The sequence below is a fragment of the Streptomyces sp. E2N166 genome (assembly GCF_003671715.1).
In the GTDB taxonomy this organism is placed as follows: domain Bacteria; phylum Actinomycetota; class Actinomycetes; order Streptomycetales; family Streptomycetaceae; genus Streptomyces; species Streptomyces thinghirensis.
Window position 1 is genome coordinate 1,018,560 of record NZ_RAIF01000032.1, and the last position, 18,829, is coordinate 1,037,388.

Here is an 18,829-nt window from a genome sequence, read left to right on the forward strand (position 1 = left end):
CCGCGTCGCGCAGGGCCTCCTGCAGGGCGCGGCCACGCGAGCGTGCCGGTGCCGAGGCGGCGGGCAGCAGCAACTCCCAGGCCGCGCTGCCGACGGCGGAGCCCGGAGGGCCGCCCGGACCGGATGACGGCGTCATGAAAGAAGTCCCCCCGAGCATCACGTCCGCACCACGTCTTCTCAATCGCCCCCACTTTACGAGGGGTTGGAGCCGTTGGTGCGTAAACCGGAGTGACAGACCACAGCGAGGGGGCAGGCCGATGTCGCGCCCCGGAATCGTAAGCGCAATCCAGGAGCGCCCGTGGACGCCAAGAACCGTTTCGAGACGAAGACCACCTTCGCTCTCTCCCGACTCGAATGGCTGGGCTTTCTCGCCGTATCGCTCGTGCTCGCTTTCCAGCACCTCACGGAAATCCGCTGGGCCGTCTTCGTGCTGCTGTTCGCGGTGATCGACGTCATCGGATACCTGCCCGGCGCGATCGCCTACCGGCGCAGCCCGGACGGACACGTCCCGCGCGGCTGCTACGTGGCCTACAACACGATGCACAGCCTGGTCACGGCGGGTGTCCTGGCCGGGGCGTGGGCGCTGTTCGTCCGGCCGGAATGGGCGCTGCTGGCCCTCCCGATCCACCTCATGGGCGACCGGGCCCTCTTCGGGAACTCCCTCAAACCCTTCGGGGTCGCCTTCGAGCCGGAAACCACGCCGGAGTTCCGGAGGTTCGAGCAGCGGTACCACTCGGCGGCGGTCTCCGGCGAAAACGCCGCCGCGCGGACTTCCGTGGAGGACACCGATGCCGTCCGTGCTTGACACACTCGCCGCGCACAGCGACAACCCCAGTTCCTTTCTCGCCCTCAACAGCGGGAACGCGTACTTCCACGACGGCCGGTTCGACGGCGCCTGCGCCTATCGCACCTCGGGCCGCTACGTGCTGCAATTCGGCGGCCCGTTCACCGCGCCGGAACACCGAGCACGCCTGCTGGACGCGTTCGCCGCCCACGCAGGCCGCCGTCTGGTCGCCGTGCAACTGCAGCGGGCGGACGCCGAGCTGTACGCGGCACACGGCTTCACGGTCAACCAGCTCGGGGCGTCGTACGCCGTCGACCTGAGCCGATTCACGCTGCGCGGCTCACGGTTCGTCCGGCTGCGGAACAAGATCTCGCGCGCCCGGCGGGCGGGCCTGGAGGTCGCCGAGGTCATGGCCGGCGACGACTGCGCCGAACTGGACCGGATCGACCAGTGCTGGCTGCGGGACAAGGGTCGGCACGCCAAGGAGCTGCGCTTCCTCGTCGGCCAGCGCAACGGGAGCCTGCAGAGGCACCGCCGTCTGTTCGTCGGCCGGATCGACGGCGAGACGGCCGGTTACATCAACTACTCGCCGGTCTACGGCAGCCGCCCCGGCTGGCTGCACGACCTCAGCCGGCGCCGCCCCGACGCGCCGCCCGGTGTGATGGAGGCGCTCAACGCCACCGTCATGGAACGGCTGACCGCCGACGGAGCGGGCTGGCTGCACTTCGGGTTCACCCCGTTCACCGGGCTCGACCCGGAGCACGAACTACTCGGTGCCAGCCGTATGTTCACCCGGCTCGCCCGCTTCCTGGCCGAGCGCGGCGACGTGATCTACCCGGCGGCCTCCCAGCTCGAGTACAAGCAGAAGTGGGCCCCGCACGTGGTCCTGCCGGAGTACATCGCCTTCCGCGGCAGGCCCCGCCCCGGCGCGGTCTGGCAGTTGCTGCGCGCCACCAACGCCCTCTGAGCCACCGCGTCCACGGCCGCGCGAGTGCCGCGCCGATTCCGTATTCATCCCACCCTGGAGGACCGCACGCCCATGAGATTCCTAGAGCGTGAACGCGCCACCCTCGCGAAGCTGCTGCCCGAACTGGACCCCGCCCTGCGCGAGGCCCCGCTGATGGAACTGGAGCGGCCGGGCAGCCCGGGCATCCGGCACTTCCGGGACAGCGGCGGTCCGGGACTGCTCGTTCCCGAGTCCCATCAGGGCCGGGGCGCCACCGCGCTCGACGCCCTGCGCGTGCAGCGGGCCATCGGCAGCCGCTCGCCGTCCCTGGCCGTGGCCACCACCATGCACCACTTCTCCATGGCCACCCTTGTCGGGCTCGGCGGCCTCGGCGACGGCTTGGAGTGGATGCTGATCGAGGGCGTGGCCTCGTCCAACCGCGTGATCGCCTCCGGCTTCGCCGAGGGCCGCAGCGGCGCGGGCACCCTCGACCCGTCGATGACCGCCACGGTGACCGCGGACGGCGTCCGGATCAACGGCGTCAAACGGCCGTGCAGCCTGGCCCACTCCATGGACGTGCTCACCGCCAGCGTGATGATCCCGCGCGAGGACGGGCAGGGCGACGAACTCGCCGTGGCCCTCGTGCCCGCGGAGAGCGAGGGTATGAGCGTCAGCGGCTTCTGGTCCAGCGCCTTCCTCGCCGGGGCCGAGAGCGAACAGGTCACGCTCACCGACGTCCTCGTACCGCCGGAACTCCTGCTGCGCACCGCGACGACCTCCGGTGAACAGCTCGACGAACTTCAGACGGCCGGTCTGATCTGGTTCCAGACGCTGATGACGGGCAGCTACCTCGGCGCCGCGAGCGCGCTGGTGGAGCGGGTGCTGCTGAACGACCGCATCCCCGAGCACGAGCGAGTACGCCTCTTCGTCGAGACCGAGGCCGCCATGGCCACCGCCGAGGGCGTCGCCCGGCGTATCGACGCCGGTGACCTCGACGAGTCGGCGCTCGCACAGGCGCTGTACGTGCGCTACGGCGTCCAGGACGCCATCGCGCGAGTCGTCCCGCGCGCCGTCGAACTCCTCGGCGGCCTCAACTTCATGACGTCCGACGAGGTGGGCCACCTGGCCGCCTGCGCCAACGGACTCTCCCTGCACCCGCCGTCGCGCTCCCGGATGACCGCCCCGTTCTCCGCCTACCTGGCCGACCGGCCACTCGCCATCGCCTGACCGCGCCCCCACCGTCCATCGGTGGGCCGAGACTTGTTGGGAGAACACACCCCCCATGCCGTCAGACAACCAGCGTCTCGCCCTCCTGCCCGTCGGCCGTAAGGGGCGGCGCGACCGCCCCTCCCTGCTGCTCACCGGCGGTTCCGGAGTGCTCGGACGTGCCCTGATCGACGAGCTGTCACCCGACTTCGACCTGCTGTGCCTGCGTCGCAACACACCGTTGCGCGATCCGCGGGTGCGCGAGCTCCAGGGCGACCTGGTCGCTCCCCGGCTCGGCCTGAGTCCCCTGGCCTGGCACGAACTGGCCCTTGAGGTGGACGTGGTGCTGCACTGCGCCGCCGAGACCAACTGGCGTACCCCGCCACAGGACATCACGCGCACCAACCTGCGCGGTGCCGACAACATGCTCGACCTGGCGGCCCGGGCCGACGCCCCGCTGTACCTGGTGAGTACCGCGTTCGTGGCCAACACCCCCACCGAGGAGGACCGCCGGCGCTTCCCGGGTGCAGCCGCCTACCTCAACTCCAAGGCCAGGGCCGAACAGATGACGCGCGAGGCGGGCGTGCCCGGCGCCATCGTCCGGCCCTCGGTCGTCATGGGTGACTCCGTCAGCGGGCGGATCGCCGGTCAGCAGGGGCTGACCAAGACGATCGGCTCGATGGTCCTGGGGCGGGTCCCGGTGCTGCCCGGAGCCCCCGAGGCCCGGATCGACATGGTGCCCCAGGACTACGTCTCGCGGGCCATCGGCGACCTGGTCCGGGGCGGTGTGGCCGACGGCGAGTACTGGCTGACGGCCGGCAAGGAGGCCATCGACCTGCGGGAGTTCGCCGACATCTGCGCGGACGTCGCCGTACGCCACGACCTGCCCCGGCCCCAGCGGCCCCGGCTCATCCCCGTAGACGCCGTGCACCGGCTGCTCCTGCCCATGCTGGAGGGCACCTCGCTGCCCGCCTCGGTCCGCCGGCGGCTGGAGCACTACGCGGAACTGCTGCTGGTGTTCCAACGGGAGCTGCCGTTCGACACCTCCCTCGGCGAACCCGACTGCGGCACCCGGCTGACCCGGGCCGACATCCGGGCCGCGCTCGTACGCAACGCGGAGAGCTGGGCCGGGGACAGGGCCGGCCTGCTCACCCGGAACCGGACCGCCGCGGCCGCTCCGATGGAGGTGGCGTCATGACCGTGTCGCCCCCGTCCACAGGTACCACCGGGCCGTCCTCCGGGGCCTCCGCGTCGTCCTCTGGCGCTGCCGGGCCGTCCTCTGGGGCTGCCATGGCGTCCCCCGGGACCACGGCCCCGGCCTCCGGCTCCAGGGCTGCCGGGTCCGCCTCCGGGGCTGCCGGACCGGGCTCCGAGACCCCCACGCCCTCCTCCGGGTCCTCCGCCCCGGCCTCCGAGTCCTCCACCCCGCGCGCCGGGGCCGCCGCGCCGACCGACCGGCCCGACATCGTGGACCTCTACCTCAAGCACATCGGCTCCGGCCGCGCCGTGATGGGCCGTGTCATGGGCGGGATGGCCGAGGTCCGCTCCGAGGGGGTCTGGATCCACGCCGACGACGGCCGCCGCTTCCTGGACTTCGGCGGCTACGGCGTCTTCATCATGGGCCACCGCCACCCGGCCGTCGTCGAAGCGGTGCACCGGCAGATCGACACCCACCCGCTGGCCAGCCGCGTCTTCCTCGAACCCGTCGCCGCCCGGGCCGCCCAGGCCCTGGCCGCCCACACCCCGCCCGGCCTCGACTACGTCCACTTCGTCAATTCCGGCGCCGAGGCCACCGAGGCGGCCCTCAAACTGGCCCGCGCCCACGGACTCACCTCGGTGATCACCACCCGCGGCGGCTTCCACGGCAAGACCCTCGGCGCGCTGAGCGTCACCGCCAACGCGACGTACCAGACGCCCTTCCAGCCCCTGCTCCCGGACGTCACCCAGGTGGCCTACGACGACCCGGCCGACCTCGAACAGGCGCTGGCCGCCCGCCGCGACCGGGCCTGCGTCATCGTCGAACCCGTCCAGGGCGAGGGCGGCGTACGCATCCCCCGCCACGGCTACCTCAGCCAGGTGCGGGCGCTGTGCCGGGCGTACGGCGCCCTGCTGGTCGTCGACGAGATCCAGACCGGTATGGGACGGCTGGGCACCTGGTGGGGCGTCGACGCCGAGGGCGTGCGTCCGGACGTGCTGCTCGTCGGCAAGGGACTCAGCGGCGGTGTCGTACCGGTCGCCGCGATGGCCGCCACCGCGGAGGCCTACGCCCCCTTCAGTCGCGACCCCTACCTGCACACCTCCACCTTCGGCGCCTCGCCGATCGCCTGTGCCGCCGCCCTCGCCACCGTACGGGCGATGGAGGAGGAGGACACCGTGGCCCGGGCCGCCGCGCTCGGCCTGCGCATCCTCACCGCCGTACGGGCCGTGTGCGCGCCGTACGAGGGCGGACTGGTCCGCGAGGTGCGCGGCCGGGGTCTGCTGATCGGTATCGAGTTCGCCGAAGAACAGGCGGTCGGCGAACTCCTCTTGGAACTGATCTCCCGCGGTGTGCTCGTCAACAACTCCCTCAACTCCACCCGGGTGCTGCGGCTGACCCCGCCGGCCGTGGTCGAGGACTCCGCGCTCGACCTGTTCCTCACCACCCTCGGCGCGGCCCTGCGCAGCACGGCCGACCGTATGACCAGCTGACACCGGCTCCTGGCGCCGGCGCCAGCCACCAGCTCCGGACACCAGCGTCCGGAAACCCTCCGGGAAGGAACCGAACGACCCATGCGCCACGTGGTCCTGCACGCCCTCGCCGACGGACTGGCACCCGCCGACGTCTACGGCCGCATCAGCGACTTCCGCCGCTATCCCGAGTACAGCGACACCTTCCGTGAGGTGCACGTCGCGCCTCCGCTGCCCGACGGCTCCACGGTCTCGGACTGGACCGTCAAGTTCCGGGGCGGCCTGATGCGGTGGCGGGAACGCGACACCTACTCGCCCGAGACGTACTCCATCGCCTTCGAACAGATCAGCGGCGACTTCCAGACCTTCGAGGGGAGCTGGCGCTGCGAAGCGAGGGGCGGCGGCACGCTCGTCGTCTTCACCGCGGCCTTCGACCTCGGCATCCCTTCCCTGGCCATGATCCTCGACCCGGTGGCCGAGTCGACCGTGCGGACCAACATCGCCCGCGTGCTGCGGGGCCTTGCGGGCGCGGAGGTGATCGATGAGCGCGCGGCTGCGGCTGGTGGCTGACCGGGCGGCCGTCGCGGGCGCCCCGCTCCCGGCCGCCGATCCGCCGCACGAGGAGCCGCTGCACGAGGAACCAGGGCCGGGCACCGCCCGCTGCCTCGGCCTGTACGCCAAGCTGGCCGCCGGGGTGACCGTCGTGACCGCCCGCGGCGCGGACGGCCCGCTCGGTATGACGGTGTCCGCCGTCACCTCGCTCTCCGCCCGCCCGCCGCTGCTGCTGGCCTGTCTGCGCGACGGCTCCCGCACCCTCGCCGCCGTCCGCGGCCGGCGGGCCTTCGCCGTGCACCTGCTGCGTGAGGAACAGCGGGAGCTCGCGGGCCGGTTCGCGTCCCCGGCGACGACCGCGGCCGAGCGGTTCGCCGGGACCGACACCCGGCAGGTGCTGGGCGTCCCCGTGCTGGCCGGCGCGCTCGCCTGGTCGGTGTGCCTGACCGAGGACGTACGCCGCTACGGCGACCACCATCTCGTCGTCGGCCGGGTCGCCGCCGTGCACGTGGGCGGCGGACGCCCGCTGCTGTGGCACGACCGCCGGTTCGGTGCGCTGACCGAGCCGGTGCCGGACGCCGCCGGATGACCAGGCCATCGGCCGGGACGCCGTACTGGGACCCCGCGGAACTGCCGACGCAGCCCCAGCTGCACGGCGTGGTCACCGCCGACGTGGCCGTCGTCGGGGCCGGCCTGGCCGGCTTGTCCTGCGCCTACCACCTGGCCGAACGCGCCCCCGGGCTCGACATCGCGGTGGTGGACGCCGAGCACCCGGCCGCCGGCGCCAGCGGCCGGGGCACCGGTCTGCTGGGCCCCCGGGCCGGCCCCGCCGTCGACCGCGCGGTGCGCCGCTTCGGCCCGCAGACGGCGCGCAGGATGCACCGGGCCAGCGAGCGGGCGGTGCGGGACGTCCTCGACCTGTGCGACCGGCTCGACGTGCCCTGCGGGCTGCGGCCCGGTGAGCAGTTGGTGGCCACGCGTTCGTCCGCGGGCCTGGTGGCACTCGCCCGCCAGGCCCGCGCCTGCCGCGAACTAGGTCTGGACGTCCCCGTCCTCACCCCGGCCGGCATCCGCGACCGGGTCGGCGTGCCCTACAAGGCGGCCCTTCTGCACCGCCCCGCCGCGACCCTCGACCCGGCCGCCCTGACCTGCGCCCTCGCCCGCGCCTGCGCCGACAAGGGCGTGCGGTTCTACGGCCGCAGCCCGCTGCTGGCCCTCCGCCCCGGCGACCTGGTCGGCCCCGAGCTGGTCCTCCCGCACGGCAGGCTCTACGCCGGTCAGGCGGTGCTTGCCGTCAACTCCGCCGCGCAGGCACTGGACCTGCCGGTCGGCACCGTTCTGCCGCTCGAGGTGTACGCCGTCGCCACCGAACCGCTGAGCGCCCCGGCCTACGAGGCCCTGGGCGGGCAAGCCGGACACTCCGTCGTCGACGCCGTCCCGCTGGCGCCGTACTTCCGGCTGCTCCCGGACCGGGGGCTGATGGCGGGCGGCGGTACCGCCACGGTCCCGGCGGGCATCGGCGCTCCCCGCCTCCAGGCCGTCAGGGAGCGTGCCTGGGCCCGGCTGGAGTGGTGGCTGCGGTCCCTGCATCCGGACCTCGCCCGGGTACGGGTCACCCACCGCTGGTCCGGCCGCATCGGCATGACGGGCGACGACCTGCCGGTGGTGGGGCCGGTGCCGGGCTTCGACGACGTCTGGTACATCGGCGGCTGCTGCGGGCACGGACTCGCCCTGTCCGTGGCGCACGGCGCGCACGTGGCCGCGGCCCTGCTGGGTGAGCCGGAACCCGGCGAACCGCTCCCGTGGCACCGCTCCCGGGCCCCTCGCCTGCCCGCACGCGGACCCGTTCGGCCCCTGCTGCGGGCGTACGTGGACGCAAGGGGGCGAATCGCGCGGCATGCACGCTGACGGAGGGCGCTGCCCGCATCCGTACCCCAGCTCCGCAGTTCGCGGACTCCAGCTCCGCAGACCCCATATCCGCTGACCGCAAGCCACGGACCGCGGACCGCAAGTCATAAGCCGCAGGCCGCAGACCCCAGCCCCGCAGACTCTCAGAACCTGACCAGGAGGTTCCACAATGCGACCCCACCTCGGTACGGACGGCCGCCTGCCGCCGGCCCTGTCCATGGGAACCGCGGATGTCGCCTTCCACCTGGCGACGGGCGGCAGCCCTCTGCCCCTCGCGTTCACGTTCGGGTTCGAAGGCCGCGCCCCCACCCTGGACTCCGTACGCGCGCGGGTCGCCGAACGCGCCCACCGCGTCCCGACGTTGCGCTACCGCATCGCACGCGGCCGCAGGGAATTCCGGCGAGTGGACCGGATCGCGGTGGACCGGCATGTGCACGAGGCGTGGCTGCCCGAGGACACCGACGGGTCGGCGACCAGCCGCCTGATGCTGTCCCGGCCGATGAGCACGGACGACCAGCCGCCCTGGGACGTGTGGCTGGTCCACGGCCCGGCGGACCGCCACACCCTGGTCTACCGAACCGACCACACCTTCCAGGACGGCATGGGTGCCGCCTACACCTCCCGCGCTCTCCTCGGAGACCACCCCGAGGGCGGACCGGCCCCGCAACATCCCGCCCGGCCCACCGCACACGGCCTCGCGGACGCCCTGGGCGAGGTCGTGGCCGCCTTCCGCGCGCCCACCCCGAAACCCGCGTTCGACGGAGAATCCACGGGCCGCGTCGACGTCTGCCACGCCGACACCCCGCTGGCCCGGCTGCGTGCCGTCGCCCGCGCCCACGGCGGCACGGTCACGGACGTCTATCTCGCGGCCCTGTCCCACGCCGTCCGCACCTGGTACCTGAAGGACACCGGCTCGGCCCATCCGGCGCTGCCCGTGTCGATCCCGATGTCGGTCCGGGCCCCGGGGGAGGAGTACGCCCCGGGCAACCGCATGGTCACCGCCCGGCTCCTGCTGCCCTGCGACGAGGAGTCACCCCAGCGGGCCCTGGCCCGGGTCGTCGCCCGCACGGGCCGGCTGCGGGAGAGTCGGCGGCGCGACGCCATGCGCCTGCTGCTGTCCGCCGCCCCGCGGACGCTCGGCGCCACCGTCGGCACCCGCCTGGTCCGCGGGGCGTTCGTGGCCGGCCCGGTGAGCAGCGTGAACTTCGGCACGGCTTTGGTCCACCAGGGGGTCGCGGCCCGTCGCGCGGCCGCCTTCGCCGGCGTCGCGTCAGGCATCCGGTGTGTGACGACGCTGACGAGCCAGCACGACACCGCGTGCCTGACCGTCGTTCACGACGAGACCCTGGCGACCGCGGACGAACTCCCCGAGCTGTGGCTCGCGGCGCTGCTGGAGCTGGAGCGCCCGTAGCCACGGCACCACGCGCAGGCCCCGGACGCACCGTCCGGGGCCTGCGCGTGGTGCCGTGTCAGGGAGTGCCGCGCAGCGTCCCGGTGGCGAGGAAGACGCTCTCCGCGGCGGCCGTGCCGATCAGCGGCAGATACGGGGAGAGGCGCTCGACCGCGTACGGCAGCGTGTACAGGTCGGCGGCCGCCGCGTCCCAGCCGTGCTCGGCCCACCAGCGCTCCGGATCGGCAATCTGCCAGTTCCAGGCCAGTCCGATCGTCGACAGGGCGTCCATGAAGGGCGCGACGAACGGGGAGGACGTGGTCGCGGAGTTCACGCACTCGGCGCCGAACATGCTGCCGGGGGCGGAGAGTTCGGTCATCGCGGCGACGACGGCCGCAACCTCCGGGGGCCGAAGGAAGTACAGGGGTGCCTCGCAGAGCCACGCGGTGGGCCTGCCGGGATCGAAACCCGCCGCCCTGAGTTCCTCTCTCCAGGATGCCGTGCCGTCGGCTTCGACGACGGTGCGGCGTCCGCAGGAGAGCCGGCTCCAGTCCAGTACGTACTCCTTGAAGGCATGTACGGCCGTGTCCTCCACCTCGAAGACGTGCACCCCGGTCGGCCAGTCGAGCCGGAAGGCACGGGTGTCCAGCCCGGCGCCGAGCAGCACCACCTGGCGGCAGCCCGAACGGGCCGCGGCGAGAAGGTAGTCGTCGAAGAAGCGGGTGCGTACCACCTGATAGTCGGGCAGCAGGCGCTGCATCGGTCCGTCACCGGGCGGGCCCCCGTCGAACCCGGCCGCGTGGAGGAAGTCGGCGGCCCACGGGTCGCGGACGAGCGGCGCGGGCCGGAGGTTCTCCGCCGCGTGTGCGGAGGCCGTCCAGAGCGCCGCGCGGGAGATGCCGTGCGGGGTCGCGGCGGTCGGCGCGAACGGTGACTGCGGACGTGTGGATTCCGGCATGGGATCTCCTTGAGGTGGGGCGGGATGGCTGTGCGGACCCGGATCATCCGGAGCGGCGACGGCCCAGCAGGAAGGCCGCGGCGCCCAGCGCGAGCAGGCTTCCGGAGGGGCGGGTGGGCCGCTGGCCGCCCATCGCGGCGGGGGTGCGCGGCTCGTGGATGTTCAGTGCGAACTGACGGTTGGCCACGTCGGAGAGGACGCCCCGGACCTGTTCCGGACTGGTGACGGCGGCCAGCAGAAGCTCCATGGAGTTCCGGGCGAACTGGTGGCGGCCGAGGAACTCGCGGCCCAGTGCGAAAAGGATCTTCGGCACCTCCGCCTGGAACACCTCGGGCAGCGTGATCTCGGGAGCCAGGCACCGCACCGAACCGTCCAGGTTCGCGAAGGACTTGCCCAGCAGTGAGACGGCCGGCGGCGAACCGATGCCGCGCTTGGTCGCCTTGGCCAGCACGGTGGTGAGCGCGACGCCGAAGTTCATGTCCTCCAGTGAGAGATGGGAGACCGTGGGCACGAACGCGGCCATGTCGGCGGCGAACGCGGGCATGTTGGCCCATGGCGTCAGCCGGCCCATCTCCGCCCAGTGCTGCGCCAGCCCGGCCCCGTCGTTCTGCGCCAAGGTCATGAACAGCGGCAGCAGCTGAAGACTGGTCCTGCGGTCCAGGCGGCCGACCATGCCCCAGTCGATCAGCGTCGCTGGTCCGCCGGGAGCGGCGAAGACGTTGCCGGCGTGCGGGTCGGCGTGGAAGAAGCGATGGACGAAGTACCCGTGGTACATGAACCGCAGCAGGTCCTTGCCGATCTCCACGCGCTCGTCGTCCGTGAAGTGGGCGCGGTCGACGTGCCGCACCGACTTCCCGTCGGCCAGCGACTGGACGAGGACCCGGGGGCTGGCGTGCAGCACCCGGGGCACCTCCAGTGAACGGAACGGCCGGACGTGCCCGCGGGCCTCGTCCATGTTGCGCGCCTCGCCGGTGAAGTCCAGCTCCGGCTCCATGGCGTCGAATACGGAACCGAGCATCGCCTCGATGTCGATGACCTCGTTGAACCGGGGAGCGACGCGGGCCACGATCTTCGACGCCCGGCGCATCAGGGCCATGTCCGCGAGTACGCCCTCGCGGATGCCGGGTCGCTGGATCTTCACCACGGCCGCGCGCCCGCCGGGCAGCGTCACGCGGTAGACCTGAGCGAGGGACGCCGCCCCCAGCGGGGCGACGGTCTCGATGTCGTCGAAGCGCAGCTTCCAGTTCGGCCCGAGGTCCCGGGCCAGTACCGGCTCGAACTCCGAGAACGGCTGGACGTCGACCTCGTCGTGCAGGTTCTGCAGTTCGTCCCGGATGGACTGGGGGACCATGTCGGGCCGGGTGGAGAGGACCTGGCCGAGTTTCACATAGAAGGGACCGAGGCTCTCCAGGGCATGCCGTACCGCCTTGGCGCGGCGCTGCTCCGCCCCGGCGGTGGCCTCGGCCGCGGACCCGGCGGAGCCAACGGGGCCCTCCGCCGGGGACCGCGTGTCCCGCCTCGTACGCCTCCGCAGCCGGGCCGCCTGTCCCACCTCGTCGGCCACGAGGCTGCCCAGGACCTTGACCACGAGACGCAGCCGATCGCCGACGACAGACGTCATCGTGTGTGATCCTCCTCAGATCGGGGCCCTGGTACGGAACGGCGGTCGGTGTGCACCACGGAGACGGCCGGACGGGACGGTGGCACGGCCGGTCAGCCCGAGGTCGAGGACTGTCCGCCCTGGGACGGCTTTCCGCCCTGTCCCTGCTGACCGGTCAGGCCCTGCAGGGCCGCCAGCCCCTGCTGACCGGCCTGGGCCGGCAGGTTGGTCAGGTTCTGCAGGCCCTGTACCGCCTCGAGGAGCTTGGGCAGCACCTGGAGCAGCTGGGTGAGCTGGGCCGGGAGCGCCATCAGGTCGCCCGCCCCGCTCGCCGCGTGTCCGAGACCTCCGGCCAGCTGACCGAGCCCGCCGAGCGTGCCGGCCGCGCCGCCGACCGCGGCGAGCGGATTGGCCGCCCCGCCCAGCGCGGCCAGGGGGTTGCCCGCCCCGCCCAGCGCGGCCGCGAGCGGGTTGCCGCCGCCCGCGGCACCGGTGAGCGCGGCCAGGGGGTTCTGCGCTGCGCCTGCGATGTTCCCCAGCGGGCCCGCGGCCCCCGAGGCGAGGCCGGCGAGCGGGTTGCCGGCCGCGCCGAGGGCGGCCAGCGGATTGGTGACACCCGCGAGCGCGGTCGCCGGGTTGACGGCCCCGGCCAGTGCGGCGAGGGCGTTCGGGGGCAGCCCGGCCAGCGTGCTGACGGCGTTGTCGGAGCCGCGCGACGATCCTGAGTCGTCGTCTCGGTTCAGGAGGTCGTCGAAGGCTTCCTTCCAGCTGTCGGTCATATCACCGACCAAATCTTTGAAGATGTCTTGGACGTTCTTGCTATTGCCCATGAGTGGGGTCCCTTTCCGTTTCTCTGCGATGGGAGAGGTGCGGTTTTCGGGTGTTACCGGGCGCAGCCTTCCAAGGCTTTCGCGCAGACGTTCTTCAATCGTGCGCGGCCCCTGGTGAAGGCGGCTTCGGCCGCCTTGACGGAGATGTTGTGCATGCGGGCGAACTCCGCAGTGGAAATACCCTTGGCGCGGGCTAGTATGACCTCCTGCTCCCGCCCCCGCAGGTGTTGTACCTGGCCCAGGAGCCATCTGCCGAAGTCCTCGTCGCAGACGTCCTCCTCGGTCGTACCCGGGGTTTCCGCGAGCGCCGCACGCTGGAGGAGTCTGCTGCGGCGCTCCATGTCACGGTAGAAGTCGATGCAGAGGCGAAGCGCCACGGACGTCAGAAAGGCACCGAGTCGATTCCTGTCCAACGCGGCGTGGGCGGCTGCCCGGGCCATGGTTTCCTGAACGCAGTCCTCGGCGTCCTGAAAACTTGGTAGTCTTCGCCGAACCAGCCGCATGAGGCGGTCCTGATGCTGGAAGATTTCTTCCCAGGAGCATTCAGCGGGCGATTGGCAGGTGGAATGTCGCACCATCGTGGATTGCAGCCCGTTGTCTCTCGGATTGAGCAGGGAGAACCGTGGCCGACTTTCCATTTGTCGGCCATGTGGTTTTCCTACCCGAGGCCCTGGAGCGGCAAACCGGAATATGCACCTCCGCCAGTAGCAGGAATGTTTTTCCGCGCTCATTTCCGAGGAGCGGGCCGCCGCGCCCAGTCGCGGTTCCAGTTGAGCCACATGTCCCGTACGGTCTGGTGCACTTGGGAGCTGCCGGCGCGCAGCTCGGTGGTGTACGCCTGAACCGCTTCCTTGCCCACCAGCCGCGCTCCGCCGGTGAAGTAGGAGCCCCGGACGTGCCGCGGTGAGCGGTACTTGCCCCACAGCAGGATCTTCATCAGCGGCCAGAGGGTGAACACCCCGGAAGGGCACCGGTTGTCGGGGTCCAGGGTGCCCCACACCGTCGGGGCCAGTCCGCTCTCGCCCAGCACCTCGTAGATGCGCGCGATCGCTTGGTCCTTCGGCAACTCGCCCGCACGGTAGGCGAGTACGGCGTCCCGCGACTGGTCGAACATCCGCTCCACCCAGGGGTTGTCCATACCCTGGAGACCTCGGTACGGCGGCAGCTCCAACTGGTCGAAACAGGCCGGGTCGTGCGTCTTCTCGAACGTCACGGCGACCTGGTTCTGGGCGTTCGTGCCGTACAGCGTGGTGATGGTCCACACACGGTTCCAGGCGTTCCACAGGTCGAAGTCGTCGAACGCGATGTAGCTGCACGACACCAGGTCGTCGTAGAACCGGAACATGCGCTTGGTCCAGTGGTCCAGGTACGCGAACCGGGAGGTGTCGAAGTCGTCCTGGCGCACCGCGTCGATCAGCCGGTGGCTCAGCGCGTTCAGTGCCATCACGGTGACGGCGAGACCGCTGGAGAAGAGCGGGTCGATGAAGTCACTGGCGTGCGGCAGCAGACACCACCGGTCGCCGACCACCTTCTGCGAGGCGAACTGGGTGCGGTCGGTGGACACGTACGGCCGGACCGCCCGCGCCCGCTCGAACTGCCGGGCCACACTGGGGAACCGGCGCACGTACCGCCAGAACTCCTCCTCCGCCGAGATGTCCTCCGGGCGGGGGTGCTGGTCGAGATCGAGGTTGATGCCGACACTGCACAACTGGTTCGTGCTGGTCGACTGGTTGTCGAACGGGATGACCCAGAACCATCCGCCCGGGAACATGTGGTGGAGCGTTCCCTGGCTGAACGGGCTGGGCATGCCGTGCTGTTCACGCGAAGGCGCCACGGCGTCGAAGGGGCGCACGTCCACCATGTGCGTGAAGATCGTGCGCGACCTCGTGCGGTAGGGCGGTTCCTGCCGCAGCCCGAGGCGCTCGGGCAGGACCGCCCGCATGCCGCCGGCGTCGACCACGTACGAAGCCCGGAAGGTGCCCCGGTCCCGGGTCACGAGAGTCGCGCCGTCCTCCTCGAACTTCACGTCGTCGACCATGGTGTGGGTGTACGCGGTCACGCCGTAGGACACGGCGACATGGAACATGTACGCGTCCACGTCCTGCCGGAAGTAGTGCGAGTCGGGACCGAGCGGAGGTCCCCAGGTGGGGTACTGGGTGCACTCGTCGGGCCGGGTGGGCTCACCTTCCCGGTGGTAGATGAAGCTGAAGTTTCGCTTGACCCCGCTGTTCGACGACACGTGGCGGCGCAGTGCCGCGTTGGTCGCCAGGTGCTCGAGCTCGGGGACGTCGTAGCGGCGGGCCAGGACCCGGAGGCCGAACGTGGTCTCGGGGACGGTGGACTCTCCGATGGCGAACCGGGGGTGGCCGCTGCCTTCGAGCAGCAGCACACGCACGCCGTGACGTGCGAGTACGGTCCCCAGCATCGTCCCGCCGATGCCGCCTCCGACGATGGCGACATCGAAAACACGCTGGTCTTCTTGCATGTCTGCGGTTCCTTTCGCGACGGGAAGGGCGAGTCGCCGGGCTCCCTGGTCACCGGTGGGTGACCCGGGAGCCCGGCAGCACCCGGCGCAGCCCGCAGGCCACCACCCGGGCGGAGAAGGACACGGCGAACCGGGGGGTGGGCGCCAGTCCGGCCAACAGGAGCCGGTCACCGGGCACTTGCCGCTCACCGCGCCCGGTGACGTCCAGCCACACGCCGAAGTGCAGCAGCCGCGCCTCGGGTCCGGCGTCGCGAGCGGGGAACGGCCGCATGTGCTCGCGCACCGCACGCGTGAGGGTCGTGCGCCGCACCGTGCCCACCTGGTGCCGGGCCAGGAAGTGGTCGAGCAACTGGGCGGAGCGGCACGGGAATCCACCGCGACCGAGCGGAGTGCGCCCTACCAGCCCGGCGTCGTGGAACGCCGCGGCGGCCAGCAGGCCGACCCGGTCGTAGGCGGTCCCGTGGGTCCGCGCACAGGCGTCGGCCAGCAGGAACGTCCGCAGAGAGTGCACGGCGACGTGCGGTGGCAGGAGCCGGCACATCTCCTTCAGCGCGGCGCCCGCGAGGGGGTGCCCGAGCAGCTCCGCGAGGGCCGGGCGGCCGAGCAGGGGCTGCCATGCCTCGGGCAACTCCTCCGGTGGATCGGAGTGTGAACTCGCCCCGCCCCCAACGGGATCGGGTACCTCCGGCATCTCAGGCCCTGCGGCCATGGCTCAACCCCCCTTGCCTCGCGATCTATTGGCTGTGTCCGTCTCATCTGTCTTTACGCTCGGGCCGCCCCTCGCCCCCGCCCCCCGTTTCGCAACGCTCCCTTCGCGTAAGCGCGTTGGCGTGCAACCGACGGCGCGCGATACCGGTAACGCGCTCCGGGCGTACGTCCCGGCCGTCCATTCGGAGCCGTGGCCTCTTCGAATGAATGAGCCCTACTCACCCGTTGTGGCGGTGCGGGCGCGGGTGACGGCCAGGAGGATGCGCCCTGCGCTCCCACTGGTGGAAGATTTCTGTAGTAAACCTCGTGAGGTGCGGGGAGTGTTCAGGGCAGGACCGAATCTCGCCTGTGCTGAAATGCGGTGTTGGTATGGTCAGTTTCCCGATCACCGACGATTTGCGACTTCCGGCGGAAATCGATGCGTCGTCTCTGACGGATGTTCCCGAAGGGCCGCCTGAGAGAATTCTGCTGACGGGAGCCACGGGATTCCTCGGCGGTTTCCTGCTCGCCGACCTGCTGGATGCGACCGACGCTCGAATCCACTGCCTGGTGAGGGCGGAGTCGGCCGCTCAGGCCCGGGAGCGGCTCGCCGGTCAGTTACGCGCCCGTGATGTGCCGATGCACCACATGTCCCGGGTCGACGTCGTGCCCGGCAGCCTGGCGAAGCCGCGGTTCGGCCTGACCGACGAGGAGTTCTCGGGCCTCTCGCGCGGCATCGACGTCATTTACCACTGCGGTGCTTGGGTCAATCTTCTGGCGAGTTACCCGATCCTGCGCGGTTGCAATGTGTCGGGAACCCAGGAGATCCTGAGACTGGCGACCCGGACCCGTCGAATTCCCGTGCATTACATTTCGACGATGGGGGTGATCCCGGCGGCCCGAGAGGCCGGGACCGGTGTCTCCGGCTACTGCGCCACCAAATGGGTCGCCGAGCAGTTGGTCGCGCAGGCCGCGGACCGCGGATCGCCCACGATGGTGCATCGGCCCGGTGTGATCCTGGCGGACTCGCGCACCGGCCTGGTGGGGAAGTCGGACTGGTTCGTCCACCTGACGACGGCGAGCATCCGCGCCGGCTGCGCCCCCGACCACCCCGGTCTCCTGCCGGTGGGCACGGTCGACTTCACCAGCCGCGCCATCGTCGACCTGTCCCTGAGCCGACGTGCCCGAGGACAGGTGTTCCACGTGATCGATCCCGAACCGCTGCCCTTCCGGTCGTACTTCCAGGGCTTCGCGGACGCGGGTGTCGACCTTCCGCTCGTTCCGTTCGACACCTGGCTGGAGCGGCTTCGCGACCTGGGCGACGAGGTCCCCCGCAGCACCATGCGGCTGGCCGGCGAGACCCTTCGGCAGATGGTCCCGGCCCCGGGGCAGGACACAGCCGGCCCCACCGCGGCGTCCGCGCACCGCGCCCCGCCCGTGCTCGACTCCGACTACTTCCGCAGGGTGCTCGCCTTCCTGAGCCGCGACGTCATGCTGCCCGCCCGGTGACCCACGCGCGGTCCTCTCCTCCCGTGCACCCCTCCCCGCATCTCATCAGCTGGAGTTTCCGCATGTCCCCTTTCACTCTGGAAGACCTGGCGGCGATGGTGGCCGAGATCGCCGGCGCCGAAGCGGCCCGGGCGATCTCGGAGCAGTCGGCCGACGCGCCCTTCACATCGTTGGGGTTCGACTCGATGGCCGTCATCGAACTGGCCGAGTGGATCCAGGAGCGCTACGGCGTTCCCATCCCGGACGAGGCGGTGCACGACCTGCGCACCGTCCGGCGGACCCTCGACTACGTGAACGGCCAGGCAGCCGTCGCCGCGTCGGACGGAGCCCGCTGATGGCTTGGGGTGCGGGACGGCTGACCGGCATCGGAGCCTACCGCCCCGGTGGCCTGCTCACCAGCGCCGAACTCGACACCGGGTTCGGCCATGAGGAAGGCTGGATCGAGCAGATCACCGGCATCCGGACCAGGCTGAAGGCCGACCCCGACGACACCTTCGTCGAGATGGCCGCGCAGGCGGCGGACAAGGCGCTGGCCCACGCGGGAGTGCTCGCCGAGGACCTGGACTGTGTCCTGTTCTCCTCCGCCAGCAGCGTCGGCCAGGCATCGTGCCGGGCCGCCAGTCTCACCCACCGCATCGGAGCCCGCCGGGCCGGCGGGTTCGACCTCAACGGCGGGTGCGCCGGGTTCAGTTATGGACTGACCCTGGCCTCCGGACTCATCGCCGCACAGCAGGCGCGTCAAATCCTGGTCGTCGCCGCCGAGCGACTGAGCGACATCACCGACCCCGACGACTGCGGGACCGTCATGGTCTTCGGCGATGCCGCCGGGGCCGCGGTGGTCAGCGCCGCGGAGCACGGCGGGATCGGACCGGCGGTGTGGGGAACCCACGGCCCTGGTGAGCCCTGGATGACCAGCGCCCCGCCCAAACCCGATGCCGCCCGCCCGTACATGCACATGGACGGCACCCGGGTGGTCCGCTGGTTCGGTTCGCACATGCCGCAAGTGGCCCGGGACGCACTCGACGCGGCCGGGCTCACCTGGGACGACATCGGCGCCTTCGTGCCGCACCAGTGCAATGGGCGGCTGATCGACGCGATGGTGCGCCGACTGCGCCCGCCCGCGCACGTGGCGATCGCCCGCAGCATCGTCACCGACGGCAACACCAGTTCGGCGTCCATCCCGCTGGCTCTGGAGTCGCTGCTCGCCTCGGCCACCGTACGGCCCGGCGACAAGGCGCTGCTCCTGGGCTTCGGCGCCGGGCTGACCTGGTGCGCCCAGGTGGTCGAACTTCCGTAAGGAGCACCTC

18 protein-coding genes are annotated in these 18,829 nt (G+C 71.6%); 12 read left to right on the forward strand and 6 right to left on the reverse strand.

What is annotated here, in order from left to right; translation table 11 throughout:
• Positions 1-298: 298 nt before the first annotated feature.
• The 9 genes from EBH09_RS31530 (at position 299) to EBH09_RS31570 (ending at position 9,474) form a co-directional block, all read left to right on the forward strand.
• Complete coding sequence (locus tag EBH09_RS31530; RefSeq protein ID WP_121750259.1) at positions 299-805, forward strand: hypothetical protein; 507 nt, start codon at positions 299-301, stop codon at positions 803-805.
• Positions 789-1,751, forward strand: a complete 963-nt coding sequence (locus tag EBH09_RS31535; RefSeq protein WP_121750260.1) for a DUF2156 domain-containing protein — start codon at positions 789-791, stop codon at positions 1,749-1,751. Before EBH09_RS31530 ends, EBH09_RS31535 begins: the two co-directional genes overlap by 17 nt.
• A gap of 72 nt (positions 1,752-1,823) precedes the next feature.
• Positions 1,824-2,957 (forward strand): acyl-CoA dehydrogenase family protein, encoded by a 1,134-nt coding sequence (locus tag EBH09_RS31540; protein WP_121750261.1) that lies wholly within the window; start codon positions 1,824-1,826, stop codon positions 2,955-2,957.
• 55 nt (positions 2,958-3,012) lie between these two features.
• Positions 3,013-4,134 (forward strand): SDR family oxidoreductase, encoded by a 1,122-nt coding sequence (locus EBH09_RS31545; RefSeq protein ID WP_121750262.1) that lies wholly within the window; start codon positions 3,013-3,015, stop codon positions 4,132-4,134.
• A 92-nt stretch (positions 4,135-4,226) separates the two neighbouring features.
• Positions 4,227-5,624 (forward strand): aminotransferase class III-fold pyridoxal phosphate-dependent enzyme, encoded by a 1,398-nt coding sequence (locus EBH09_RS31550; RefSeq protein ID WP_121750263.1) that lies wholly within the window; start codon positions 4,227-4,229, stop codon positions 5,622-5,624.
• Between the two features lie 81 nt (positions 5,625-5,705).
• Positions 5,706-6,173, forward strand: coding sequence for an aromatase/cyclase (locus EBH09_RS31555; protein WP_121750264.1), 468 nt, complete (start codon positions 5,706-5,708; stop codon positions 6,171-6,173).
• On the forward strand, positions 6,145-6,744 hold the full coding sequence (locus tag EBH09_RS31560) for a flavin reductase family protein (RefSeq protein WP_193776636.1): 600 nt from the start codon (positions 6,145-6,147) through the stop codon (positions 6,742-6,744). Before EBH09_RS31555 ends, EBH09_RS31560 begins: the two co-directional genes overlap by 29 nt.
• The gene (locus tag EBH09_RS31565; RefSeq protein ID WP_121750265.1) at positions 6,741-8,063 is read left to right on the forward strand and encodes an FAD-dependent oxidoreductase; all 1,323 of its coding nucleotides are present in this window, start codon (positions 6,741-6,743) and stop codon (positions 8,061-8,063) included. Before EBH09_RS31560 ends, EBH09_RS31565 begins: the two co-directional genes overlap by 4 nt.
• 169 nt (positions 8,064-8,232) lie before the next feature.
• Entirely contained in the window at positions 8,233-9,474 is a 1,242-nt protein-coding gene (locus EBH09_RS31570; RefSeq protein ID WP_121750266.1) for a wax ester/triacylglycerol synthase domain-containing protein, read from the forward strand.
• Positions 9,475-9,532: 58 nt separating this feature from the next.
• Here the strand turns inward: EBH09_RS31570 and EBH09_RS31575 are convergent, their stop codons facing one another.
• The 6 genes from EBH09_RS31575 to EBH09_RS31600 form a co-directional block, all read right to left on the reverse strand.
• Entirely contained in the window at positions 9,533-10,411 is an 879-nt protein-coding gene (locus EBH09_RS31575) for a class I SAM-dependent methyltransferase (RefSeq protein ID WP_121750267.1), read from the reverse strand.
• Between the two features lie 43 nt (positions 10,412-10,454).
• Positions 10,455-12,032 carry an AarF/UbiB family protein gene (locus tag EBH09_RS31580; RefSeq protein ID WP_121750268.1) on the reverse strand — a complete coding sequence of 526 codons (1,578 nt, stop codon included), beginning with the start codon at positions 12,030-12,032 and terminating at the stop codon, positions 10,455-10,457.
• 92 nt (positions 12,033-12,124) lie between these two features.
• A complete protein-coding gene (locus EBH09_RS31585) occupies positions 12,125-12,790 on the reverse strand; it encodes a hypothetical protein (RefSeq protein ID WP_238697497.1) in 666 nt (221 codons plus the stop codon).
• Between the two features lie 104 nt (positions 12,791-12,894).
• A complete protein-coding gene (locus tag EBH09_RS31590) occupies positions 12,895-13,479 on the reverse strand; it encodes a sigma-70 family RNA polymerase sigma factor (protein ID WP_121750270.1) in 585 nt (194 codons plus the stop codon).
• Between the two features lie 89 nt (positions 13,480-13,568).
• Positions 13,569-15,326, reverse strand: coding sequence for a tryptophan 7-halogenase (locus tag EBH09_RS31595; RefSeq protein ID WP_121750271.1), 1,758 nt, complete (start codon positions 15,324-15,326; stop codon positions 13,569-13,571).
• A 49-nt stretch (positions 15,327-15,375) separates the two neighbouring features.
• Complete coding sequence (locus EBH09_RS31600; protein WP_121750272.1) at positions 15,376-16,035, reverse strand: HD domain-containing protein; 660 nt, start codon at positions 16,033-16,035, stop codon at positions 15,376-15,378.
• A gap of 305 nt (positions 16,036-16,340) precedes the next feature.
• On the opposite strand from EBH09_RS31600, the gene EBH09_RS31605 reads away from it, so the two are divergent.
• From EBH09_RS31605 to EBH09_RS31615, 3 genes are all read left to right on the forward strand, one after another.
• Positions 16,341-17,522 (forward strand): thioester reductase domain-containing protein, encoded by a 1,182-nt coding sequence (locus EBH09_RS31605; protein WP_238697498.1) that lies wholly within the window; start codon positions 16,341-16,343, stop codon positions 17,520-17,522.
• Positions 17,523-17,584: 62 nt separating this feature from the next.
• Positions 17,585-17,857, forward strand: a complete 273-nt coding sequence (locus EBH09_RS31610) for an acyl carrier protein (protein WP_121750274.1) — start codon at positions 17,585-17,587, stop codon at positions 17,855-17,857.
• Positions 17,857-18,819, forward strand: a complete 963-nt coding sequence (locus tag EBH09_RS31615) for a ketoacyl-ACP synthase III (RefSeq protein ID WP_121750275.1) — start codon at positions 17,857-17,859, stop codon at positions 18,817-18,819. Before EBH09_RS31610 ends, EBH09_RS31615 begins: the two co-directional genes overlap by 1 nt.
• Positions 18,820-18,829 lie beyond the last annotated feature (10 nt).